This window comes from Burkholderia sp. WSM2230 (assembly GCF_000472445.1).
Taxonomy (GTDB): domain Bacteria; phylum Pseudomonadota; class Gammaproteobacteria; order Burkholderiales; family Burkholderiaceae; genus Paraburkholderia.
The window spans coordinates 856,943-881,021 of sequence record NZ_AXAJ01000001.1 but is presented as its reverse complement, the minus strand read 5'-3'; the positions used below and the strand labels follow the sequence as shown (position 1 = coordinate 881,021).

Genomic DNA, 24,079 nt, shown 5'->3' with positions numbered 1-24,079 from the left:
CTGACAGTACCTGGCTTTAATGATGCCACGAGCATGCTGCGGGCGGAGAGCGGCTGCTGTTACCAGTAGTTCGCCGCTCGCGCGGATTCGACGAGCCGCCCGCTCGCTGTCCGACGACAGTCTTCAGTCGGACTCGCCGTATTGTGGCGGGCGGATATCCGCATCGCGATCGCCGTTCCTCTCATGCGACACCGGCAATTCGTATGCATCGCGCAGCACGTGGCGTTGAATCTCCGCCTGCGAGCGGCGCTTGATGGCCTCGGCAATCACGAGCGTTGTCAGATCGACCGGCGGCGCGGCGAACAATGCGCGCTTCGCGCCGACACGTGTCCGATAACGAAGGCGCACGACATTCGCCTCAGACAAAGTGACTGACATGGCTGATTGATCGTGGCGCGGCACGCAGGCCGGCCCGGAAACAGGCGTTTTCATGACTTCCCCCGTACGAATGACACGCTGATACGCTGACTCGCAAGCGGCTGCGTTGCAGCCTTCCAGGTCCGCCGTGCCCACGCGAATGCGCGAACACGGCGCCCGGTCCACTCGCATATTCGCCTCTCTATGGAGGCTCCGGCCTTCTCCCCGCTTCGTCGCGCCGGTTGGTCCAGACCGTACGCTGCCCCTTCCCTGTTATGCACGTCGCTCGCGCAAACGTTGCCGCGCGAGGTACCTGTCGTTATATGTCCCCCGCACCCGCACCTTCACAGACGAAAAAACCGGCGAGGTCAGAGCTTTGCGTCGTCGGTTGACGAACCACCGCTTCGCATCGGTAGTTCGGCTTTGTTGTTTGACGTCCGTCTGTCATGGCCCCGCCGCAGCCTCGTACGACGCATTGGCATTCCCCGGCCGCGTCCACGAAGTCGTTCTGTTGCTGCCGCCGTTTCGGCTTTCCCCTCGCTTCGACCTCATCTTCCTCAGCTGACGGGCAGCAACACATTCGCTGTGACTCGCTTATTGCAATGGCTATGCCATGCATGCGCAGGTGTTGCCGCGCAAGGCATCTCCCAGAATGCGCCGCGACCGCCCGCTTCGCCGCAGCATTCGGGAACGCCCAATGATTCGTATTCGAGACGCGTTGCGGCCTCCAGAAGGTACGCGAGACGCGAATAAAGCGCCTGTAATACGCGTTTCATATGAGCACCGCATCGTGCCGCACCGCGCGCCTTCGCGCTTTGTGCGAATGCGTCGGTCAAATATGCCGGCAGCTCTCTGCATTCAAAAGGTGCGAATAGGCCGCAAACGCAGAGCGTCGATTTTGTTGCATGCCTGAAACATCGAAATTCGCGGCGAGCACATGCGCGCGGGACACTCGTTCACGCGCTGCGTACTCCACCACGCATAACGGGGCTTGACGCAATGCAATTGCAACGGCAATGGATTAGCCGCGCAGTGCCCTGAATATCAGGCGATTACTGAATAATCGTGACTCAATCAAGAAAGTTTTCCGCTACTGATCTGTTTGTATAGCATTCCAAAGCGCTTTCGCTTATGTTTAAGTCACGTGCCGCTCAGAGCGCGACAAAAATGGCGTACGGGTTAAAAAGCGGTACAAGTGATTCGGGGATGAACACCCCGGCGGTTGCAACGTGGTCCATGCTCCCGCCTTCGCGAAGTTGCGGCACCTCGCGGCATGCGCCGCAACTTGCCTGCCCGGCTTGAACGTCGATTGTGAATCCGCCATCGCCCGCGCTGAGAAAAGAGCGGGCGCCGCTGGCATGAGAGCTTTGCGCCGGACCTCGCACATAGTCTGGCTGACTCGCTTGATCCGGAGGCCGGTGCGACTTGCCGGTTTTGAACAACGTCGAACAGCAGTCGCGGGACCAGCACGGAATCGGGGGAAATGAAAATGACTTTCGCATCTGGGGACATCGAACGCACCGTTCTTTACGTATCGAACTCGCCCGATCAGAAACTTGCCGACTTTCTAGCGGCAACCGGCTGGCACGCCGTTCACGCGAAAAACACCGCAAGCGCGGAACGCATGATCGAACGCGACAATATCAAGGTCGGTCTCGTCGAACTGCCGGAAGACTGCACATCGCAGCAGCTGTCCGCGCTGGCCTCATGCATGCGCCGTCCGGAAACCAACTGGGTCGCGCAGATCGCGCCGGGCCAGGCAAATAACGAACTGGTCAGCCGGTTCATCCTCGATTACTGCTTCGACTTCATCACGCGGCCGTGGCTGAACGAGCGGCTCGTGTTCGCGCTCGGCCACGCGCATGGGCTGTCGGCGCTGCGGCATGCGCAGGTGGCGCCGGAACCGTCGCTCGGGCGGCACGGCATGGTCGGTCAATGCGAGGCCATGCAGCAGTTGTACCGGCGCATAGACAAATGCGGCGCGACACAGGCGCCGGTGTTCATCGCCGGCGAATCGGGCACGGGCAAGGAGCTGACCGCGCGCGCCATCCACGAACGCTCGCCGCGCGCAGGCCGCCAGTTTGTCGCGATCAATTGCGCGGCGATACCGCCGAGCCTGTTGCAGGCGGAACTCTTCGGGCACGAACGCGGCGCTTTCACCGGCGCGCTTCAACGCAAGATCGGCCGGATCGAAAGCGCGCATGAAGGCACGCTCTTTCTGGACGAGATCGGCGACATGCCGCACGAATGCCAGGCCGTGCTGCTGCGCTTCCTGCAGGAAGGCACGATCGAGCGGCTTGGCGGCAACGGCCCGATTCACGTCGATGTGCGCGTCATCTCCGCGACCCACGTCGACCTCGACAGGGCTGTAGAGGAAGGGCGCTTCCGCGCCGACCTGTATCACCGGCTATGTGTGCTGCGTCTCGTCGAGCCGCCGCTGCGCGAGCGCGGCGGCGATATCAAACTGCTCGCCAACTATGCGCTCAGCATGTACAAGCAGGACGGCGCGCGCAAACTGCGCGGACTGTCGAGCGACGCGATCGTCGCCATGTCGAACTACGCGTGGCCGGGCAATGTGCGCGAGCTGATCAACTGCGTGCGCCGCGCCGTGGTGATGAGCGAGGGCCGTTTCATCACCGCGAGCGACCTCGGCTTGCCGGCCACGGACAATGGGCCGGCCGTCACGCTCGCGGAGATCCGCAGCAAGGCCGAGAAAGACGCAATTGAACATGCATTGCAGCGGCATGGCTACAAGTTGTCGGAGGCGGCGGCTGAGCTTGGCATTTCGCGCGCCACGCTGTACCGGCTGATGCACGCGGACCGGCTGCATCCGGAGCCGTCGGGCGGCCACGGGTCGAACGGCGGGTCGAACGGCGGCACAGATGCGGACGGCGACGGCGAAGCGGAGAGGCGCGCGCCTTCGTTGGTGTCGGCGGCTTCGGCTTAGGGTTTTGGCGTTATATTGAGCGGGTCGCGTTGCGGCTTGCTGGGCGATTGGAGGGTACCCCCTAACGCAGCGGGCTGCGTTGCGGCTTGCTGCGCGATGGGGGTGTTGGAAGCGCCGGGGGGCTGTGCAAGTACCCACCCAAGGCCCTAGCGCCCGTTCGCGCCCGCCGAGACCCAGCCACGCGCGCCCACGTCCATTCGCGCCCATCCGCCCACCCAGGCTCGGCCCCGCGCACCCACATCCATCCACACCCCTCGACCTCGTAACGACCGACGAGCAACCGGCCCGTCGGCCACCTCCCGCCCTGCCGACGACGTACAGGCAAGCAATTTGCTACCGCCTCTTGCCGACGCCGCGCGCCTTCGCGAGCCGGCAGTCGTCACCCAGCAACGCCCCCCGCAGGAACTTGTACCGCTAAAGCCGTGTCGGTCAAGGCCGAGCCAAAAATCGCCAGACCGGCGCATGCGTCCTGCGAGCCCTCGCACTCCGCAGCCCCGTCTCATACCTTATGCGCAAACTACTACACGCCTGCTTCGTCGTTCTGCTGACTCTCGGCGCTCCGCCCGTTTTTGCCGCGGTGACGCCCGCCACGCCCGCCTCGGCGGCTTCCGGCACCGCCGTTACCCTGACTCCCGACCAGGCGCGCCAGGCGCTCTCGGTGCTCAACGATCCAAAACGCCGCGCACAGGTCGCCGACACCTTGCAGGCCATCGCCGCGGCCGGCGCGCTCAGCGCACCGGCATCCGCCGCGACGCCCGCCTCGGCGCCGGCGGCCGCGAGCGGCGCCGCCGCGCTCGTGCCCGCCGCGTTCAAGTCCAATGGCCTGGCCTCGCAACTCGCGCGTCAGGGCGCACACTGGGCCGTCCATCTGGGCGCGTCGCTGCGCAACTCGGTGGCAGCGCTGCTCGACGTGGCATCGGTGCGCGCGTGGTGGAACTGGCAATCGACCAGTCCGCAAGCGCGCTCCATCCTCGCGCACGTCGCATGGTCGCTGCTGGCCGCGCTGTTGCCGGCGCTTGCGCTCGAATGGCTCGCGCGGCGTCTGCTGCGTCGCGCATATCGTGCCCTCGCCGCGCGCCGCGAACACGGCGATCCCGCGGATGCGCCGCGCACCGACTTGCCGGTCGACGTCAAACCACAGCCTGCCGACGCGGCACACGGCGCGCCGCCTTTGCCCGCGCCGCCGGTCGCCGAGGCGCGGGCCGACGCAGAGTCCAAAGCGGCGGCAAAGCAAGCCGCGGCAACGGCGGCGACGAGCGCGCCATCTACACCCGCAACCGGCCAGCCTCCGGTGACGCCCACTCCCGCGCCGTCCGCCGCCACCGGCAAGGCAGCCGAGGCGAAAGGCAAGCAGAACGCCACGCATCACTGGACACTCCTGCAGCGCCTGCCCCGCGCGCTGCTGGTCACGGTGCTGCGGCTCGTGCCGCTGGCGGTGTTCGTCGGCGCCTCGAGTGCCCTCATGTCGCTCTTCACCAACGACAACACGCCGCAAGACCGCGCACTCGATTCGCTCGTCGACATTTATGTGCTGTGCCGCCTGGTCGTGATCGTCAGCGCCTTCTTCCTGCAGCCGGCTGCGCCGCGTCTGCGTCTGTTGCGCATGAGCGATGCGTGGTCCGTCTTCCTGCATCGCTGGGTGATCCGCATTGTCAGCGTGGTGGGCGTCGGCTCGGCGATGGCGGAAATCGCCAGGTCGCTCGGCCTGAACGAGGCCGCGCACCTCGCTTTGATGAAGGTCGTCGCGCTCGCCGGCCATGTGATGCTGTCGATCCTCATCGTGCAATGCGCGAAGCCGGTGGGCGAGCTGATCCGGCAGCGCGCCGCCGCGCGCAAGTCGCTTGAAATGGCCGGCAATGCACTCGCCGATGCGTGGGCATGGCTCGCGGTGTTCGTCGTGATGGCGCTGTGGTTCATCTGGGCGCTCGACGTGCAGAACGGGTACCACGCGTTGCTGCAGCTGGGCGGCATGTCGCTCGCGGTTCTGGTTGGCGCGCGCGTGCTCGCCATCGTGATCTTCGGCGGACTGGCGCGGCTCTTCAACGGGCGCGAAGACGCCGACAGGTCGCTCGTGCATCAGCACGCGTACCGCTACTACCCGCTGCTCAGGCGGGTCGTTTCGTGGATCATCGGTATCGTGACCGCGTTTGCGCTGCTGGCGGTGTGGGGCGTGGACATCGGCGAACTGTTCCGCGAAGGCAGTATCGGCCACCGCCTCGCGTCGGCCCTCGTCACGATCGGCGTGGCGGCCGTGATCGCGCTGCTCGTGTGGGAGAGCGTGAACGTGTCGGTGGAACGGCGGCTCGACCGCTGGACCACGAGCGGCGATCTGGTGCGCGCCGCGCGTTTGCGCACACTGCTGCCGATGCTGCGTACCGCCCTCTTCTGCGCGATCGCGCTTGTGGTCGTGCTGACCGGCTTGAGCGAACTCGGCGTGAACATCGGGCCGCTTCTTGCGGGCGCCAGTATCTTCGGGGTGGCGCTCGGCTTCGGCTCGCAAAAGCTCGTGCAGGACTTCATTACCGGCATTTTTCTGCTGATGGAAAACGCCATGCAGGTCGGCGACTGGGTGACGGTCGCGGGCGTGTCCGGCACCGTCGAGTATCTGTCGATCCGCACGGTACGTTTGCGCGGCAGCGACGGTTCGCTGTTCACCGTGCCGTTCAGTTCGGTGTCGACGGTCAACAATACGAATCGTGGCATCGGCAATGCGGCGGTGCGCGTGAACATCGTGTTCGGACAGGATGTGGATCTCGCAATCGATACGCTCAAGGAAATCGGCGCCGCGCTGCGCGAGGACGAGAAGTTCAAGGACGGCATTCTGTCCGACTTCAGCTTCTGGGGTGTCGATGCAGTAGACGGCTCGGCTGTGACGCTGGCCGGCCAGATGCAATGCCGCGACTCCGCACGCTGGGGCGTTCAGCGCGAATTCAACCGGCGCATTCTCGACCAGTTCCGAGAGCGTGGCATCGAGATCGCGAACCCGCAACGCAACCTGCTGACGTGGGACCCGGAAAGCGTCGCGCCGCGCGTCGAAGCAGCCGAGCCGCCGAAGCAGGAATCGCAGCGGCCGCCAGAATCGGCACAATCGCCTTCGAGCCATTCGTCCGCCGACGGTGCTTCGTCCGATGGCGCGTCAAAAGGCGACGCGCCAGTGGAAGATCAGATTCCTGTCGACTCGAAGCCAGCAGGCGGCCCAGGTACGCCCGCGAATCCAGGTTCGACCTCGCCGCATGAGTGACGCACCGGGCGGACGCTAACGCTCTAGTGAACCTGCCACCAGCGGGGCAACAGGCGGCGCACCTCGGGCCGCCTGTAACGGTCGTCGATCAGATGCACGACGCCCTCGTCGTGCTCCGTGCGTATTACCCGCCCGGCCGCCTGCACGACTTTTTGCAAACCGGGGTACAGGTACATGTATTCGTAACCGTTGCCAAAACGCGCCTCCATCGTGCGGCGCATCTGTTCGTTCACCTCGTTCATTTGCGGCAAGCCGAGCGTCGCGATGAAGGCGCCGATCAACTGCTGTCCGACCAGATCGACGCCTTCTGAAAACGCGCCGCCGAGCACCGCGAAGCCGACGCCCTGATTCGTGGTGCGAAAGCGCGCGAGGAAGGCGTCGCGGGCCGCCTCGTCCATGCGCGGTTCCTGGGCCCACACGGGCAGGCCGGGATGCCGCTCGCGCATTAGCGCAACCACCTGCTGCAAATACTCGAAACTGCTCAGGAACCCCAGGTAATTTCCGGGCTGCGCCGAGTACTGCGCCGCGATCAGATCGACAATGGGCTCCAGCGAACGGTTGCGATCGCGCCAACGCGTGGATACATTGCCCGCCACCCGTACGCGCAACTGCTCCGCGCGAAACGGTCCTTCTACGTCGAGCCATTGCGTATCCTGGGCGAGCCCGAGCGTGTCACGGTAGAAATGATGTGGCGTGAGCGTGCCGGAAAACAGGACGGTGGTACGCGCCGCTGCATACCGCGGCGCGAGAAACGGCGCGGGAATCACGTTGCGCACGCACAGCACGCAGCTCGTTTTGTCTCGCGGCGCGTGGCGATCCGTGCTGAGCGTGATGTCGAAAATCGAATGCTCGCCGAACTGCTCGGCCAACGCAACAAAATGCATAGCGTCGAAGAAAAACCGCAGCGATGCCTCGTCGATTGAAAGCGGCGCTTCGGCAAGCTGATCCGTAACCGCGCCGATCAGATTCTGCGCGGCCGCGAGCAGCTTGGCCGGCACGTCGGCATAGACCTGATACGGCGCGTCTTGCCCGCGCTTGACCGCATTCCATTCGCGTTGCAAACGTTCGAGCGGCTTGCGCAACGCGAGCGGCGCAGTCTTGCGCGCAAGCCGCAACGCCGCCTGATCCAGGGACGCCGTGTACATGCGGCGCGCGCGGTCCAAAAGATTGTGCGCCTCGTCGACGAGCACGCCGACGCGCCACTGGTTGATCTGCGTGAGCGCATGGAGCATCGCACTGCTGTCGTAGTAATAGTTGTAGTCGCCCACCACGACGTCGGCCCAGCGCGCGAGTTCCTGCGCCAGGTAATACGGACAGACGTCATGCGCGAGCGCCGCTTCGCGCACCGCCGCACGATCCAGACGCGCTCGCGCGAGCGCCGTACTGCGAGCCGCGTCGAGCCGGTCATAAAAGCCGCGCGCGAGCGGACACGACTCGCCATTGCAGGCTTTGTCCGGATGTTCGCAGGCTTTGTCGCGTGCGACCAGTTCGAGAGTTCGCAATGGCAAGGGCGCCGCGCTCTGGTGCAGCGTGTCGATTGCGTCGAGCGCCAGCGCGCGACCCGGCGTTTTTGCGGTGAGGAAAAACACCCGGTCGATGTGATCCGCCGCGCACGCCTTCAGCAACGGAAAAATCGTGGCGAGCGTCTTGCCGATGCCGGTAGGCGCCTGCGCCATCAGCGGTTTGCCGTCGCGCGCGGCGCGATAGACGGACACCGCCAGTTCCCGCTGCCCGCTGCGAAATTGCGCATGCGGAAACTGCAATGCGCTGAGCGCCGCGTTGCGCGCGGCACGGTGCGCTTCCTCCTGCACGGCCCAATCGAGAAACCGCTCGCAGTGCTCGACGAAAAAAATCTCCAACTCGCGCGCCGTATGCTTTTGCGTGAGCACCGTTTCTTTCTGACTGCCGACGTCGAAGTACACGAGCGCCACATTCAACTCCGCAAGGGCTCGCGCGCGGCACAGCAAGTGGCCGTACACCAGTGCCTGCGCCCAATGCAGCGCGCGGTGATTGGCGGGCATCCGCTCGAGATCGCCGCGATGCGTCTTGATCTCTTCGAGACGGTTCGCCGCTGGATCGTAGCCGTCTGCGCGGCCTCGAACGGTCAGGTTGCGATGCGTACCTGTCAGCGCGATTTCGCTTTCGTAGCCGCTCGTGCGGCGCCCGGCGACGGTCACATGGCCCGCCATGCCTTCCAGCGAAGTGGGCGCCGGAGTGAAGCGCAGATCGAGGTCGCCCCGTCTTGCGGTGAACTCGCACATCGCTCGAACGGCGACGACGTAGGTCATGTGGCGCGCTCCGCTATGGACGCGGCAGACGCGGTTGGATCGAGGGCTGCATCGACGGCTTTATCTATAGCTGAATCGTCGCACGTATCGCCCTGCGCTTCGTCGGCCCAACGCACGTCCAGCACGCGCACCGGCATGCCGTGCTGCACACAGTACGCGAGCCAGCGGATCTGGTTGTCCTGCAGACGATCGCCCGGGCCCTTCACTTCGATCAGTTCGTAACGGCGTTCGGCGGGCCAGAAGCGTATCAGGTCCGGCAGACCGGAGCGATTGGCGCGCACGTCCCTTAGCAAACGCTCGAACCACAGCTTCAGATGAGCGGCCGGCAGACAGTCGAGCGCGGTCGTGACGAGTTCGGGCGTGAGCAGTCCCCAGAATACGAACGGCGACTGCACACCGGCCTTCTCATGCAGATGCCGCAAAATTGTCTCGCGATACACGTTTCTATCGAGTTGCCCAAGGCACGCGGCGAATTGTACGGCGCGGCGCGCATGAAAGTCCGGCGCGTGAAGATCGGCCGGACCGCGCTGAAACGGATGGAAAAACGCACCCGGCAGCGCCGCAAACACCGGTTCCCAGCAAAGCAAGCCGAACAGCGAGTTGATCAGCGCGTTCTCTACGTAATGAACCGGCGCCGCTTCGCAAGTCAGATGATCGCGCACGACATATTCGACCGTCTGCGGCGCGTGCGACGGCTGCCCCGCGTGCGGCGCTTGCGGCCTCGGCAAGATCAACATGCTGCGTTCAGCGGCGCGTGCAGCACGCACGCGGACCGCCGGCTCACCCAGCTTGCGCCGCAAGCGCGGCAGCATACGCGCGATGCGCTGCGCCTCTTCCTCGCTCTCAGGCGACGCGGCAGCCTGTGACGCGAGCGCAAGCGCTGCGTCGAAACGCTCGCTGCGCTCGAGCACGCGCATGCGTCGATGACGCGCGCCGGGCCAGGCGCATAGCTCGTAGACGGCCAGTGCCGCAGGCCACATCTGCCGCCGTTCGCAATGCTGGCCGATGCGAAAGAGCAGCTTCGCGCGGCGCATTTCAAGCCATGAATTTGAGGCCTCTACTGCCCGAACGCGCGCGACGAGCTCATTGAGCGCCGCCTCCTCTTCTTCGCAATTGATCAGCGATCCGAACGACTCTATCGACTCCAGTTCCTCGCGACATGCATGCAACGCGAGATACACGTCGACATCCGCGCGCCGCTGGAATGCACGCGATGACGGCGCGAACGCGACCTTCTCATACTGGAACACGCCAAGATCCGCGAGCACGAACTCGGACCAATCCTGCTGCAAATTGCCGAAGAACATCAGCCGCAAACGCTCGCACAGCGGCGCGATGTCCACGCGAAACACGCAATCGCCCGAATGAGGATGCCACGCGGACAACGGACGCGCAGCGCCGCCGCTGTCGTTGCCGCACTCGCGCTCATCCCGTTGGGCATGAAACGGACGCAATGCGTCCAGCAACTCGGGCTTGCGCAGGCTGCGCGCGCCGGGAATCAATGCGAGTGCATCCGCGAAAATATCCAGCAGTTCGGCACGCGTGGTGAGCGCGAACAGATCGTCGAGAGTCAGGTTAGGCGCCGCGTCCAGCCAGCCAAGCGCGATGATCGGCGCGGCCGCTTGCAAGGGGCAGCCGATTTCCTCATAAGCGAGGCGGCTCGCGCGAAACAGCGTGCCCTTGCGCATCAGCATGCGAACCAGCAAGGCCCGCGAAGCCTGAGGCAGTAATGCAAACGCGCCGAAAAACGCTCGCTCGCCTGCATCGAGCAAGTCGTCGTAACGTTGCGCGAGCCATGCGAGCGCACGCTCTAAGTTCAGCAGATAGTAAGGAACGCCGGCGAGGGAATCCGGCGGAGCATCGGTTGCCACGGAGTTTGCATGACCTGTATGTTTATACAGTGATGATAGCAAACTCCACTGCTGCTACGGGTTGCCCGGCAGCCACACGACTGTCAGCGAACGCACGCCCTGCGCGCCGCGAATCAGCACGCCTTCTATGTCAGCAGTCGCGGAAGGCCCCGTGACGAGCGCCGCGTAGCGGGCGTCGCGGAAGTCGTCGCGCCGGTAGACGTCCTGCAAGCCGTCCACCAGTTGCGACGGATCGAGCAGCACCACCAGATGCTGCACGATGTAGCCCAACGCGTTGACTACGTACTCGCGTTCGCTGAACCACACGGAGCCCGTCTCCGCGACACCGAAACGTGCGCGCACCACGCCGACATCGACGTCGTGCAACGACGCTGGCTCGGTGTTGGCGGTCAGTTCGCGGGTGCCAGGCACTTCAGCGGTGGCCGAGGCGATAGACACCGTTGCGCCAAAGCGCTCGCGGATCACGTCCAGCACATCGGATGCGGCCTGCACTTCCACGCATGTACCGCCCATCGTTTGCAACGCAGCCGTAAAGCGGGCGCGCAGATCGCCGCCTGTTGCGTCGAACAGCGGCACTTGGGGACGCGCCCGCGCGGCCGGTTGCGCCTGCCGCACCTTGGCGAGAAAAGCCTCACGCGTTCCCATTGTCACCTCCGCGGTTTTTCTTGTACCAGGCGTGGAAGGTCTGCCTGGGTGCTTCGGGCAACTCGCGTTGCCTGCCCCAGATATTCAGGGGGTTATACAGGAGGAAGTTCGGCAGCCGCCGCAATGCACCGCTCATCGACGCGACCGTCGCGCGATACAAGGTTGGACTCGCCAGCAGGCGCCCTGCCATCTTCAACACTTCCTGCTTCACAAAGGGCACTTCGTGACGCTCGGCAATCACCGTGCGCCATTTGTAGATCTGCTCATGAATGTTGATCTTCACCGGACACACGTTCGTGCAACTGCCGTTGAGCGTCGACGCAAAAGGCAGCGCGCTATAGCGTTTCAGATCGAACGTCGGGTTGATGATCGCGCCGATCGGCCCCGAATACGTGCCGCCATACGAGAGCCCGCCGCTGCGCCGGTACACCGGACACGTATTCATGCATGCGCCGCAGCGGATGCATTTCAGCGAGTACCAGAAGTCGTCCATCGCGAGCCGTTCGGAGCGGCCATGATCGACGAGGATGAAATGCATCTCCGTGCCCGGACGCGGCGCGCGAAAATGCGACGTGTATTGCGTGATCGGCGAACCGAGGGCGCTGCGCGACAGCATGCGGATGAACACGCCCAGATCGGCGACCTTGGGAATCAGCTTCTCGATACCAATCGACGCGATATGCAACGGCGGCACATTCGCCGAAAGATCGGCGTTGCCTTCGTTCGTGCACACCACGACCGTACCCGTCTCGGCCACGGCGAAATTGCAGCCGGTCATACCCGCTGTCTTGTCGCGCACGAAATAAGGCCGCGTATTCATGCGCTGGCTTTCCGCGAGGTAGTGAATGTCGCTATTGCCCGGATCGGTGCCGATGGTTCGGCCGAACAGTTGCGCGACATCGGCGCGCAGCTTGTGAACCGCGGGCACGACCATATGGCTCGGGTCCTGATGATCGAGCTGCTGGATGCGCTCGCCGAGATCGGTTTCCATGACCGTAATGCCGCGCGGTTCCAGATATTCGCGCATCCGGCATTCGTCGGTGAGCATCGACTTGCTTTTGACGAGTGTGGTCATGCCGCGCTCCGACATGATCTGGTGCACGAGCGCGTTGTGTTCTTCGGCAGTCGACGCCCAATGCACCACCACGCCGTTCGCCTCAGCCGCCGCGGCAAACTGTTCGAGGTACTCGGACAGATGCGACAGCGTATGTTCCTTGATGCCCGAGGCCAACTCGCGCAACGTCTCCCATTCGGCAATGCCGTGCGCCTGCGCATCGCGCTTTTCGCGCAAATCCCACAGACGTCTGTCGTGAAACGCAACGTGCTCCGTCTTTTTGATGAACTCGCCGGCTGCCTTCTCGTGGTCAATGCGGCTCATGCGCGCGCTCCGTTCAGCACTTGCGCGATATGGATGAAACGGGCGTCCGCCTTCATGCGTTCCGCGCAGCCTTGCTGGTGCATCAGGCACGACATGTCGCCCGATACGATGTATTGCGCGCCCGCGTTCAGATGATCGCGCACCTTGTCCTGCCCCATGCGCACGGAGACCGGCTCTTCGGTCACCGAGAAGGTGCCGCCGAAGCCGCAGCATTCGTCGGGCCGCGACGGCTTCACGAATTCGATGCCCTTGACGCCTTCGAGCAAAGTACGCGGTTTTGAAAACGGCTGCCCCGCCACTTCCGAGATCGACGCTTCCTTGAGATGCCGCAACGCGCTGCAACTGTTGTGCAGGCCAACGCGATACGGAAATTCAGCCCACGGAAATTCGCGCGCACCCACCACGTCATGCAGAAACTCGACCAGTTCATAAGCGCTTGCACGCACCTTCCTGACTTCGTCCGTCTGCCCGATTGCGGTGAGATGCTCGCGCACGTGGTGGATGCAGCTTGCCGAGGGACCGACGATGTAGTCGTAGCCCGCGAAGTTGCGCGCGAACACGCGTTCGGCGCCGGCAGCGTCGGCGTGCGCGCCGCTATTGGCCATCGGTTGGCCGCAACAGGTCTGCTCCTGCGGATAGTCGACGCAAATGCCGAAGCGTTCGAGCAACTCGAGCGTGGCGATGCCGACTTCCGGATAGAACGCGTCGATAAAACACGGGATAAAGAGGGCGACTTTCATCAGTTCATGAGTTCACGGGGAAAACGCGGTGTGAGCGGATACGACCCGGCCATGACGGCAAGGCTGGTCAGCGTGGTCAGACCAAAATATAGGGAAGTCGCCGGTGGGTGTCAATTGGAAGATGTTGGCTGGCGACGGGCGTGTCCAAACAATCGGGCGCACGTCGCGCGTGGCCGATGCGCTCCGACAGAGATAAAGGAGAAAAGACAGGCGCGCGCGAAGCCTACAGCTTCGCCGCATCCTCCTGATAGATCTCGCGCACAAACGCAAGATGCCGTTCGGCGGCCTTGCGCGCTTTTTGTGCGTCGCGCGCCATGACCGCGTCGTAGATGGCCTGGTGCTGGCTCATCAACTGCTTTTCCATCGCCTCGTCGTAGTCGATCAGCCGATGATATTGGCGCATGCCTTCGCCAATCAGCGTATGGATGCCATGCATCACATGCGCGAGCGCGATGTTGTGCGTGGAGTCGGCAATCGCGAGATGAAACGCGGCATCCAGTTCCGCGAGATTCACGCGGTCCTGCGACTGCGACGCCGCCTTCAATGCCTCGAACGCCGCCCTGATCTTGCGAAGGTCGGCCGCGGTGGCGCGCTCAGCGGCATATACGGTCGCAATGGATTCGAGCCCCTGGCGGAGCTCCAGAATGTCGGCACTGGTGCGCGGATTCTGCAAAAGCAGCTCGGCGAGCGGCCGCGAAATGATCGGCGCCGTGAGGTCGACCACGGTAAAGCCGCCCCGCCCCGAAGTGGCGATATAGCCGTCCGATTCAAGCCGGATCAACGCCTCGCGCAGCGAAGGCCGCGACACCGCAAGCTGCGTGGCCAGATCGCGTTCAGCCGGCAAACGGTCGCCCGGCATCAGCGTGCCGTCCGAGATCAATTGCTTGATCTGATCGGCAACCACGTCGGAAAGCCGTTTGCGCGTGAAGGACTGGATCGGGCGAAAGTGCATAAGCTGCGGCTAATAAAGCCGGATTGTTCAGGGCGGTGCGTTAGCGAGCACAAGGTAGCTGCGCGTGGCGCATGAATTATACCGTCGCGACAAACGCCGCAATGCGCTTGCACGCCTCTGCCAGTCGCGCTTCGTCGACCACGAAGCCCAATCTCACGAAGCCGTTCGCCGTCTCGCCGAAAGCGCTCGCGTCGAGCACCGACACGCCTTGCGCGCGGAACAGCCGCCACGTGAAATCCACCGTATCGAGGCCTGTGCCGCTCACGTCGACCATCATGAACATGCCGGCTTCGGGAAGCAGGCAGCGCAAACCAGGAATGCGGCTCAAATGCTCGAATACGACGTCGCGGCGGCGCCGGTAAATCTCGCGCATTCCGGCGACTATGCGCGCCTTGTCGTGCAGCGCCGTCAGTGCAGCCTGCTGGATGAAACCCGGCAAGCCGTACAGCATGGCGAGCGCAAGCCGCCCCATGTGCTCTATGAGCTGCGTCGGGCCGATTGCCCAGCCCACGCGCCAACCCGCCATGGCATGAGATTTCGACAGACTACCGAGCGTGACGGTGCGCTCGCCCATGCCGGACATCGACATGATGCTCACATGTTCGCGCTCGAATGTGAGGTCGGCGTAGACCTCGTCGGACAGCACCCACAGATCGTGCTTGCACGCGAGCCGCGCAATCCGCTCCAGGTCCGCGCGCGGCATCACGACGCCCGTCGGGTTGCACGGCGTCGCGAAGAAAATGGCCTTCGTGCGCGGGCTGACGGCGCGTTCGAGCGCATCGCAGTTCAGGTGGAAGGCACGCGCAGGGTCGACCGGCACCGGCACGAGCGTCGCGCCGGCTGCACGCACGCAGGCTTCGTAAGTGAGGTACATCGGCTCGGGAACGATGACCTCGTCGCCTGCTTCGAGCAAACACAGCGACGCGGCAAACACGCCGTTTTGCGCGCCAGCCGTCAGAATGACGTTAGCCGCCGTGACGGCGCAACCGCTCATGCGCGAGTGTTCGCCGGCAATCGCCGCGCGTAGCGGATCGCGGCCGGACACTGCGCTGTAGTGAGTGTCGCCGCCGCGTAGCGCTTCAATCGCGCGTTCGACGATAGGGGCGGGCGTCGCGAAGTCGGGGTCGCCCACGCTCAGCACGATCACGTCCTCGCCCTTCGCCTCGGCCTGCTGCGCCACACGATGAATTTCCCACGCCGACGTGCGCCTGCCTTGCAGACCCTCGACCCGACTCGAATACTTCATCGCGCTCACCCATTTTCGATTTGACCCGCCAATGTAATGGGGCCAGCGCGAAACGTCCAGATACGAAAAAGCGCCACGCGAGCGGACAGCCTCGCGTGGCGCTTCAGTTTCGGTCGGGTCCCTGCGTGCAGGGACTCAGCGAGTTCACACCTGGCGGCGCAGTTCCGCCGGCGGCACCTTCATCAGATGACGATACTTGGCGACCGTGCGGCGCGCGACCAGCACGCCCTGGTCCGCGAGCATCTTGGCAAGCGTCACGTCGGAGAGTGGATCGCGGGCGTTTTCCGCAGCGATCATTTCCTTGAGCAGTGCCCGCACCGCAGCCGCCGAACAGGTGCCGCCGCTTTCCGTGCCGAGTTCGCGCGGGAAGAAATGCTTGAACTCGAAAATGCCGCGGGGCGTGGCCATATATTTATTGCCGGTCGCGCGCGAGATGGTCGATTCATGCAAGCCGAGTTCGTCGGCGACATCGCGCAATACCATCGGCTTCAATGCGATCTCGCCGTACTGGAAGAACGCCTTCTGGTGCGCGACGATGCATTCGGCCACACGTTGGATCGTATCGAAACGTTGCTGTGCATTCCTGATCAACCAGCGGGCTTCCTGAAGCTGCTGGGCGAGCGGCGAACGGCTTGCACCCGCGGACTGCGCGAACAGCTCGGCGTACATGCGGTGAATCCGCGCGCGCGGCTGCACTGCCGGGTTGATCGTCACGACCCACTTGTTGCGCACCTGACGCACGATCACGTCTGGCACGACGTAGTTGTCCTCGGTACGGCCATAACAGTTGCCCGGCTTCGGGTCGAGCTTGCGCACGAGCGCGCAGGCCACGCGCAGTTCTTCCGCGCTGCAGCCGATCTGCTTCTGTAGTTCGGCCTGCTCGCGGCGTGCGAGTCGCTCGAGATGATGCTCGACGATCTGCCGCGCGACCTCGCGCCCCGGCGTTTGCGCAGGCAATGCGTTCAGTTGCAGCAGCAGGCATTCCGACAGCGAACGCGCGCCGAGGCCGGGACGATCGAGCGACTGCACGAGGCGCAGAGCGACCAGCAGTTCTTCTTCCGTCAACTCGGGCTCGAGATCGACGCTGTCGGCGAGATCCGCAAGGTTCTGACGTAGATAACCGTCGTCGTCGAGCGCCTCGATGATGAAGCGCGCCACGGCACGATCGCGGTCGTCCAGCCGGTAAAGACGCAGTGCGTCGTGCAACTGCTCGCGCAAGGTCGGCTGCGAACGCGCCCATTCGGCAGGATCGCTGGCGTCAGAGTCGCCGTTCTGGCGGGCCGAACTGCGGCTGCTGTAGTCGCCGGAGAAGTCGCCCGGCATATCGTCCGGGCCGCCGCTGTCGAGTGTTTCGCTCGTCACCGCTTCTGCCGGCAGCGCATCGGGCTCGGCTGCTGCGACGGCATCGGTGGCGGGCAGCGCGCCGGCTTCGTCGCCCGGCGTCGGGGTTGCGAGCGCGACGTCTTCCGTCTCCGACGAGTCGTATTCGAGGAACGGATTGGTGTCGAGCGCGGTTCGCAATTCCTGCTGGAACTCCAGAGACGATAGCTGCAACAGACGCACCGACTGCTGCAAACGCGGCGTGAGTGCAAGAGACTGCCTTGTGCGAAGTTCAATTGAAGGCATCGTGTTGAGGTCCCGTTAATAGCTGAAGTAGAGAGCAACCCGTACGGAGCAACAGCCGTACCAGCTTTCGCAACACGCTGTTTTTTCTAGCCTTTGTTTTTTCGGGCTCGGGGATTGCGGCCTCGCGCGGCGCCATTTTTACAAGCGAGGCGGCAAATACGGGTTCGCCCGCACTCGACCGCGAAGCCTTTGACAACGCGCCCTCCGCGAATTCATCAGTTGAAAGCGTTCGTCTCGACGGGCTCGCCACGCCTCGTGCGGACGTAAGCGAACGCCGGGCACGGACTTTGCGCCTCGCTGGTTGTGGAGCGGACGCGTTTCCTCGCATCCCGCGCGAATCGCGCAACGACTGCGGGGACCCGGCCGGTGTCGATAACGGGCCCTGACGGAACCGTAGCGGCAACGATCCCACGCGAGTCATCGGCGGCTTTCGCCGCGATCGACCGCAGGCAACAAGACCGCAATTTTCATCAACACCCGAAGGAGAGACCATGAAGACCATCCAGATGTTGAAGACCGCAGGCACCATCGCGTGTTTTGCATTCGCGCTGAACGCGACGGCACAAACCAGCGCCTCGGCACCGCCCGCTGCATCCGAAAGCCTCGGCCAGCATATCGACGACGGCACCATCACCACCAAGGTCAAGGCAGAACTGCTGGGCGCGAAGAACGTGAAGTCCACGCACATCCACGTGAAGACGCGTAAGGGCGTGGTCTGGCTCACGGGCACGGTGCCTTCCGCCGACGACAAGCTCGCCGCGCAGGAAGTCGTGGAAGGCGTGAAGGGCGTGAGCAGCGTGAAGAACCGCCTGAAAGTCGCGGCTGAATAAGTCCGGTTGTGGCGCGCCAGCGCGTGGTGCACTCATGGTGCACTCAGTGCATTGCGTGCCGGTAAACAGAAAGCCGTCCGCATGCGGACGGCTTTTTTGCGTGACGCGTGAGCTCAGGCGTTAGCTCTTCGCGGCATACTGGTCGCGCAGATCACGAACGCGGTCGTGATTTTGCAGCACGCCCTGATACTGGCGTTCAACAATCGCGCGCACGTCCGCCGGCAATTCCTTTTCCAGCGCGTCGTGATAGTTCTTCTTCGCGACGTCCTCGCCCTTCTCCACCTCGACGAGTATCTGATGGTCGCTGCGGTCCGTCACGGCCGACTTCACATCGACCCAGCCGCGGTGCAACGCACCGCTTACACTGCCGCCCGTCTCCGGCTTGCCGCCCAGGCGCTGCACCACGTCCTGCAGTTCGCGTGCGCCGCGCGCGCAATCTTCGGCTCGCGCGAGGAACAGGGTTTTCAACTGGGCGTCGCGCGCATCTTCGGCTGCCTTGCGAAAGCCCTTCTCTCCATCCTTCGATGTTTCGACCAGATCGTTCAGCACGGAAACAACGTTCGTAGCCATTCATTACCTCCAGGGGTTTCGTTGATCGCGAATTCCGTCGCCGGCCTGCATGTATGCCCTAGCGGACGCGGGTGTCGTCGGCCATGAGCTGCATCAGCAACGGGGTTCATTCGATACCCGCATGGCGCGTGCCTGGAACGTTGCGTGACGCGCCTGCGCGTGTGCCGCGAGCGCGCCGCGGCCGTTCCTGCAAGCAAGAGTAAATGTTGCGCGGCGCGATCTTCGATCAGCCGCGTGCACGCCCGGCGCGGCAAGGCTTTTCGCGTTGGCATATGCGTTGCTCAAGCCGCTTGGCCCGCGCTATGTCATGCAGCGCATCAAGCGAAAAACTGCATGACGTACAGACGAATTGAAAAGAATGGGCACGCAACAACGACAGGGAGAACAACATCATGAAGATCAGCAGCGCAGAGTTTCTCGCCGCCGTGGCCATAGTCACGTCAGCCGCGGTAGCGCAGCTTCAGCAGCACGTCCGACCCGATGACAGCGTGGCGACGAGCGCGCCGCAAAGCGTCGACATAGCGCCTTCGTCGTGCGGAAGTCTTCGCAGCGGCGTCATGCCGGCGTCATGCGAACCGGCGCGCCAGCAACGTCCGGCGGAACATGCGCCGCCGCTGCCGCAGCGTGGCGCTGCACGCATCTGGGTTTAGCGGCGAGCGGCTGCGAACAGCACGGCACGCGCTGCCTGTCGTCGGCCAGAGCCAGAAGACGAAGAGCCCGACACAGTCGGGCCCTTGCCGTTTTCGCACCAAACTCGCGTCCTCAAGCGCGCTTTTCGTTGTATTCGTTGAGCGGCACAGGCTGCTTCAGCGGATCGAAGTCGGCCCAGCGGCCTTGTTGCCAACGTCCCGTCGCGCGTTCGATGGACACGCCGCCTGCTTCGCGCAACACGCGCGCCGCCTCGAGCTGGTTGTCCGTCGACACGTGCACGGCGACGAGCACGCCCGAATCGCGCGTCTCTTCATGAAACGGCGTGCGGTGCCCGGCCTCGGCGCTCTCTCGCGTGCGCCACATCGCGCCGGCCAGCGACCCGATATAGGCCCCGACGCCTGCGGCGATTACCGAAACCAGCAACGGCGCCGAGAACGCAGCGAAGATGCCGACGCCGATGATCGCACCCACCACCGCGCCGATGGTCACGCCAAGACCCGCGCCCTTCGGCGCGCCTTTCGCACCCGCGTCGGTGCTCGTGTCGCCGCCAATCGGAAAACGCGCGTGCTGGCCGCGCGGGTTGACGAAGAAGAGCGTGACGTCCTCTTCGACGAAGCCTGCATTAAAGAGTTTTTGCGCCGCTTCTTCCGCGGCTGGGAAAGTCGTAAAGCGTGCTGCAACGATGAGTGACATAAGGCCTCCTTGCATCGTGATAGCGATTTTACGGACGACGCTCGCGAACGGCGTTGCGCCTTCTGGCGAGGAGCGGCGGCTTGAGCGGCGACTGAGCGGCGACTGAGCGGCGACTGAACGGCGACTGAACGGCGACTGAACGGCGCGTTGAGTCGCGACTGAAGTGCCGGCGCTACGCGGCGGTGCCGCGATCGGGTTCCATGCCTTCCACCCTGAACAGTCCGCTATGCAGGATGACGCCCTCGCCGTTGTTCTGGTCGAGCGCCTCGGCGCATACCGAGCGGATCCGGTTGCGGCCTTTTTCGAAGGCCTCCATCAACGCGCTTTCGAGCGGCGACTCGGCGCCGAAATGATCCTCGAGCGCTTCGACGGTAATCGCGCAAACAACCGGTTCGCCGTCTACGCGCGCCATGAAGCGAACCGTCAGGTTCGCGCCATCGAAGGTCGGTTCCTCGTCGGGAAAAGTGATCTGCATAAGGGAGTCCTCGTAGGCAGGCCGCGGCAGGATTGCATTCATGATGAAGAACCCTTCATGGCGCCGGCGAGCTGCTTCGCCATCTCGAGATGATGCTGGATGATCGGCAACGCGCGCGCGGCTGCGGCCTTCAGTTGCGAGTCGGTGCCGCTCTGGCTCTGCTGCTGGAACAGATCGACCGCCCGCTGATGCGCCTCGACGCCGATCTGCTCGACGTACGCTTCGTCGAACTGCTGCCCCTTGAGCGTTTGCAGCTTGCCGACGAGCGCCGAATCGGCCGCAGGCACCGCGGGCAAACGCTTCTTCGCCGTAAGCGCGGCCATGCTGCGCGAGAGCCTGGTGTGATCGGTGATCATCTGCTGCGCGAATTTCTTCACACGCGGATCGCGCGAATTCTTCAGCGCGATCTTGCTCGCTGCGATTTCGGTAGCGTCGGATTGCGAGGCGTCCTGAATGAATTGCTGATCCGCCGGAGAGAGGCTCGTGCCGCCCGCGGGCGCGGCGCTCGCCGGGGCGTCGCTTGCCTGCGCATGCACCGCGCCGGCCGACGCCACGCCGAGACCTAGCGCGACCGCCATCACCTGTAGGGAATACCGTAGTTTCATGCTTTTTCTCCCTTGCTTACGGAGTCATCCGCGCTGCTCGAGCACACACATCCGCACCGACCTCGCGCCTGCGCGACGCGCATCGCGCCGCTCATGCCGCCTTGCGTTTCGACAGTTGCCCGATCAGCGCCTTGTTGAATGCGGGAATGTCGTCGGGCTTGCGGCTCGAAATCAGGTTGCTGTCCTCCACCACTTCCTGGTCGACCCATGTGCCGCCCGCGTTGCGAATGTCGTCCTGCAGACTAGGCCAGCTCGTCACCGTGCGGCCCTTGATGATTCCCGCCGACACGGGCAGCCACGTGCCGTGGCAGATCACCGCGATCGGCTTTTGCGCGCTGTCGGCTGCTTTGACGAACGCCTGCGCCTGCGGCAGCAGACGAATCGCATCGCCGTTCACCACGCCGCCGGGCAACACGACGGCGTCGTAGTCGTCCGCGCTGGCCTTGTCGAAAGTCGCATCGACCTCGACCGCGTCGCCTTTATCGACATGCCTGAAGCCCTGAATCTTGCCGGGCTTCTCTGAAATCACATGCACGGTCGCGCCGGCTTGGGCCAGCGCGCGTTTGGGCTCGACCAGTTCCGCCTGCTCGAAACCATCCACTGCGAGTACCGCTACCTTCAGACCGTCGAGGCTGTTAGCCATGTGTTCTCTCCTTCGTTCGAATGCGGGGCCGCGCGCGCAGCGCCTGCCCCCGTCACTAGCTGTTCGTCAACTGAGTCGCAGCAAGGCATGTGCCTGCCGCTCAGGCGTGAGCTTCCGCGCGCCGCGTGGCCCAGCAGGCGGGCCCGGCGGCGCAACGTAAAGCGAACTGCGCGAGCCGTCTAGAGGCCGCTCGGGTCCTCGTCGAGGCCATCGTCGTCGGCCGCACCCGGCGGGGTCACGATGCGGTCCGGTTCGATGTCGCGATCGGGGTCGAGCGTCGAATCGCCGTCGGCTGCGGCGCGCTCACCGGTCCCGGCGCGATCGGTGTCGCTGCCGAGTTCCAGGTCGCCGGTTTCGAGCGCGTGGTTGTCGAGTTCAGTATCGACGTCGAACTCGTGGCGCTTCTCGCCGGCGACATCGCTGCCGCTATCGGACGAATCGCTCGGTCCCAACGTGCCTGTCGTGCCGGAGGTTTGCTTCACGACCTGTTGCGGCTCTTCATCGGGATTCAGCGTGCTGCTCATGGCGCTCTCCTGTGCTGGGTTGGTGGGCGGGTTGATACGTATGAGGTTCATCGCAAGGACTGTTCCGCATGGAGGCCGCGCACGCCGCGGCCAGGCACCGCCCTTGCTCCGGGCCATCACTGGCGCAACGCGCTTCACGCTTGAAAGTTCTACCTGCGAAGATGCCTACGACGAACAGCACAACTCAAAACGCTCACGCGTGCGCCGACGACAGCGCGACGCAAGCCGCACCCGCGCCGATGCCGCCCGGCTTGCGCCATGCCGACGACAGCAAGCCTGGCTACACGCGCAAGCGCCAGAAAGACGGCTTCGCGTATTTCGACGTCGAAGGAAAGCGCATTGAAGACGAAACGGAAATCCAGCGCATCAATTCGCTCGCGATTCCGCCCGCCTATGAGGACGTATGGATTTGCCCCGATCCGCGTGGTCACATCCAGGCAACCGGCCGCGATACGCGCGGCCGTAAGCAATACCGTTATCACCCGCGCTGGCGCGAAACGCGCGACGCCGACAAATACGAACGCATGGCGGAGTTCGGGCGCGCGTTGCCGAGAATCCGCGCGCGCGTCGCGCGCGATCTCGAACTGCCCGGCATGCCTTGCGACAAGGTAATGGCCGCCGTCGTGCGGCTGCTCGATACGACGCTCGTGCGGATCGGCAGCGTCGAGTACGCGCGCGAAAATCAGTCATACGGATTGACGACGTTGCGCAAGAAGCACGTGAAGGTGGAAGCCGGACAACTGCGCTTGAAGTTTCGCGGCAAGAGCGGCATCGAACACGACGTCACAGTCGACGACCCGCGCGTTAAGCGCATTGTGCGGCGCTGTGCGGAACTGCCCGGGCATGACCTGTTCCAGTATCTCGACGAAGACGGCACCCGCCGCACCGTCGGTTCCGCCGACATCAACGACTATCTGCGCCGGGTAAGCGGCGCGGATTTCACCGCGAAGGATTACCGGACGTGGGCCGGCAGCGTCTATGCGCTGGCGACGCTGCGGCGCCTCGTGTGCAGCAGCGCCGCCGAGGCCCGGCACCATATCGTGGCCACCGTCAAGGAAGTGGCGGGCCTGTTGCGTAATACGCCAGCCGTATGCCGGCGCTGCTATATCCATCCGGCTGTGATCAGCGCCTTCGAGGCGGACGAATTGCAGAGCCTGCCGCCCGGCCAGTCAAGACGCGGCCTAAAAGTGGACGAAGTGGCGTTTGCCGCGTTGCTCGCCCACGCCGAAAAACGCGCGGCGAAACTCGCGCGTCAGGCGGGCGCGAAGGGTCGCAAGCTGCGCGAGGCACAAGCGGCCGACAGCATCAACAGCTCTATCTCGACGCTGCTGCAAAAGTCGCGTGCGATTCGCAAGGAAGCGAACAAGGCGGCACTGCAAGCCGGCGAGAAACCCGGCCGCAAAGCCCGCCAGAAAGTCGCTGCGAAAGCCGGCGTGAAAGCCGGCGCGAATGTCAGGGTTAAAGCCGGCGCCAATGGCAGCGTTAAAGTCGGCGCGCGGCGAGCCGCGAGCGAGCGCGCCAGTTCGGCACCGGGCCCAGAGAAGCCAGCGGTCAGCTGATGCACTCAGACAGTTAGTTCGGGCACCGAACCAATTGTCTTCGACGCATGCGATCATCACGAGCGCAGAGCCATGAATCGTGTCTACCGCAGTGCGTCGATGCATGCTGCACTATCCACATTGCCCCGGGCCTTCATTGCAACGCACTTATAAGCGCGCCGCCGGCGCAGAATTTTCATTAGCGCTCGCATCATTTACGCGCACGGAGCGCTGTGCCGGAAGCCAGCCCACAAGCGCA

The 24,079-nt window shown here is 64.1% G+C and carries 19 protein-coding genes; 4 read left to right on the top strand and 15 right to left on the bottom strand.

Going from position 1 to position 24,079, the window contains the following annotated elements:
* Nucleotides 1–123 precede the first annotated feature (123 nt).
* Nucleotides 124–378: a hypothetical protein gene (locus tag A3AC_RS0104030; protein ID WP_442856458.1), complete on the bottom strand. Its 255-nt coding sequence runs from the start codon at nucleotides 376–378 to the stop codon at nucleotides 124–126.
* Nucleotides 379–1,840: 1,462 nt separating this feature from the next.
* On the opposite strand from A3AC_RS0104030, the gene A3AC_RS0104020 reads away from it, so the two are divergent.
* Nucleotides 1,841–3,304, top strand: a complete 1,464-nt coding sequence (locus A3AC_RS0104020) for a sigma-54-dependent transcriptional regulator (RefSeq protein WP_025597522.1) — start codon at nucleotides 1,841–1,843, stop codon at nucleotides 3,302–3,304.
* Nucleotides 3,305–3,812: 508 nt separating this feature from the next.
* Nucleotides 3,813–6,545, top strand: a complete 2,733-nt coding sequence (locus A3AC_RS0104015) for a mechanosensitive ion channel family protein (protein WP_025597520.1) — start codon at nucleotides 3,813–3,815, stop codon at nucleotides 6,543–6,545.
* Between the two features lie 23 nt (nucleotides 6,546–6,568).
* On the opposite strand, the gene A3AC_RS0104010 is transcribed toward A3AC_RS0104015, so the two are convergent.
* The 8 genes from A3AC_RS0104010 to A3AC_RS0103975 form a co-directional block, all read right to left on the bottom strand.
* Nucleotides 6,569–8,833: an ATP-dependent DNA helicase gene (locus A3AC_RS0104010; protein WP_025597519.1), complete on the bottom strand. Its 2,265-nt coding sequence runs from the start codon at nucleotides 8,831–8,833 to the stop codon at nucleotides 6,569–6,571.
* A complete protein-coding gene (locus A3AC_RS0104005; protein ID WP_025597517.1) occupies nucleotides 8,830–10,704 on the bottom strand; it encodes a VRR-NUC domain-containing protein in 1,875 nt (624 codons plus the stop codon). Before A3AC_RS0104005 ends, A3AC_RS0104010 begins: the two co-directional genes overlap by 4 nt.
* A gap of 54 nt (nucleotides 10,705–10,758) precedes the next feature.
* Nucleotides 10,759–11,349, bottom strand: coding sequence for a LutC/YkgG family protein (locus tag A3AC_RS0104000; RefSeq protein ID WP_025597515.1), 591 nt, complete (start codon nucleotides 11,347–11,349; stop codon nucleotides 10,759–10,761).
* Entirely contained in the window at nucleotides 11,336–12,727 is a 1,392-nt protein-coding gene (locus A3AC_RS0103995) for a lactate utilization protein B (RefSeq protein WP_025597513.1), read from the bottom strand. The genes A3AC_RS0104000 and A3AC_RS0103995 overlap by 14 nt, the downstream gene beginning before the upstream one ends.
* On the bottom strand, nucleotides 12,724–13,467 hold the full coding sequence (locus A3AC_RS0103990) for a (Fe-S)-binding protein (RefSeq protein ID WP_025597512.1): 744 nt from the start codon (nucleotides 13,465–13,467) through the stop codon (nucleotides 12,724–12,726). The genes A3AC_RS0103995 and A3AC_RS0103990 overlap by 4 nt, the downstream gene beginning before the upstream one ends.
* 223 nt (nucleotides 13,468–13,690) lie before the next feature.
* Nucleotides 13,691–14,419 carry a FadR/GntR family transcriptional regulator gene (locus A3AC_RS0103985; RefSeq protein ID WP_025597510.1) on the bottom strand — a complete coding sequence of 243 codons (729 nt, stop codon included), beginning with the start codon at nucleotides 14,417–14,419 and terminating at the stop codon, nucleotides 13,691–13,693.
* 76 nt (nucleotides 14,420–14,495) lie between these two features.
* Nucleotides 14,496–15,665 carry a pyridoxal phosphate-dependent aminotransferase gene (locus A3AC_RS0103980; protein ID WP_025597508.1) on the bottom strand — a complete coding sequence of 390 codons (1,170 nt, stop codon included), beginning with the start codon at nucleotides 15,663–15,665 and terminating at the stop codon, nucleotides 14,496–14,498.
* A 144-nt stretch (nucleotides 15,666–15,809) separates the two neighbouring features.
* Nucleotides 15,810–17,291 carry an RNA polymerase factor sigma-54 gene (locus tag A3AC_RS0103975; protein WP_025597506.1) on the bottom strand — a complete coding sequence of 494 codons (1,482 nt, stop codon included), beginning with the start codon at nucleotides 17,289–17,291 and terminating at the stop codon, nucleotides 15,810–15,812.
* Nucleotides 17,292–17,782: 491 nt separating this feature from the next.
* Here A3AC_RS0103975 and A3AC_RS0103970 point away from each other — a divergent pair, with 491 nt between their 5' ends.
* The gene (locus A3AC_RS0103970; protein WP_025597504.1) at nucleotides 17,783–18,121 is read left to right on the top strand and encodes a BON domain-containing protein; all 339 of its coding nucleotides are present in this window, start codon (nucleotides 17,783–17,785) and stop codon (nucleotides 18,119–18,121) included.
* 120 nt (nucleotides 18,122–18,241) lie between these two features.
* Here the strand turns inward: A3AC_RS0103970 and A3AC_RS0103965 are convergent, their stop codons facing one another.
* The 6 genes from A3AC_RS0103965 to A3AC_RS0103935 all read right to left on the bottom strand — a co-directional run bounded on the left by A3AC_RS0103965 (nucleotide 18,242) and on the right by A3AC_RS0103935 (nucleotide 22,282).
* On the bottom strand, nucleotides 18,242–18,691 hold the full coding sequence (locus A3AC_RS0103965; RefSeq protein ID WP_025597503.1) for a ferritin-like domain-containing protein: 450 nt from the start codon (nucleotides 18,689–18,691) through the stop codon (nucleotides 18,242–18,244).
* A gap of 762 nt (nucleotides 18,692–19,453) precedes the next feature.
* Complete coding sequence (locus A3AC_RS0103955; RefSeq protein ID WP_025597499.1) at nucleotides 19,454–20,035, bottom strand: membrane protein; 582 nt, start codon at nucleotides 20,033–20,035, stop codon at nucleotides 19,454–19,456.
* 172 nt (nucleotides 20,036–20,207) lie between these two features.
* Nucleotides 20,208–20,552, bottom strand: a complete 345-nt coding sequence (locus tag A3AC_RS0103950) for a DUF1488 domain-containing protein (RefSeq protein ID WP_025597498.1) — start codon at nucleotides 20,550–20,552, stop codon at nucleotides 20,208–20,210.
* Complete coding sequence (locus A3AC_RS0103945; RefSeq protein WP_025597496.1) at nucleotides 20,549–21,115, bottom strand: DUF4142 domain-containing protein; 567 nt, start codon at nucleotides 21,113–21,115, stop codon at nucleotides 20,549–20,551. Before A3AC_RS0103945 ends, A3AC_RS0103950 begins: the two co-directional genes overlap by 4 nt.
* 91 nt (nucleotides 21,116–21,206) lie before the next feature.
* Nucleotides 21,207–21,758 carry a type 1 glutamine amidotransferase domain-containing protein gene (locus A3AC_RS0103940; RefSeq protein WP_025597494.1) on the bottom strand — a complete coding sequence of 184 codons (552 nt, stop codon included), beginning with the start codon at nucleotides 21,756–21,758 and terminating at the stop codon, nucleotides 21,207–21,209.
* Between the two features lie 179 nt (nucleotides 21,759–21,937).
* Complete coding sequence (locus A3AC_RS0103935) at nucleotides 21,938–22,282, bottom strand: hypothetical protein (protein ID WP_025597492.1); 345 nt, start codon at nucleotides 22,280–22,282, stop codon at nucleotides 21,938–21,940.
* Nucleotides 22,283–22,443: 161 nt separating this feature from the next.
* Here A3AC_RS0103935 and A3AC_RS0103930 point away from each other — a divergent pair, with 161 nt between their 5' ends.
* Nucleotides 22,444–23,841 carry a DNA topoisomerase IB gene (locus tag A3AC_RS0103930; protein ID WP_025597490.1) on the top strand — a complete coding sequence of 466 codons (1,398 nt, stop codon included), beginning with the start codon at nucleotides 22,444–22,446 and terminating at the stop codon, nucleotides 23,839–23,841.
* Nucleotides 23,842–24,079 lie beyond the last annotated feature (238 nt).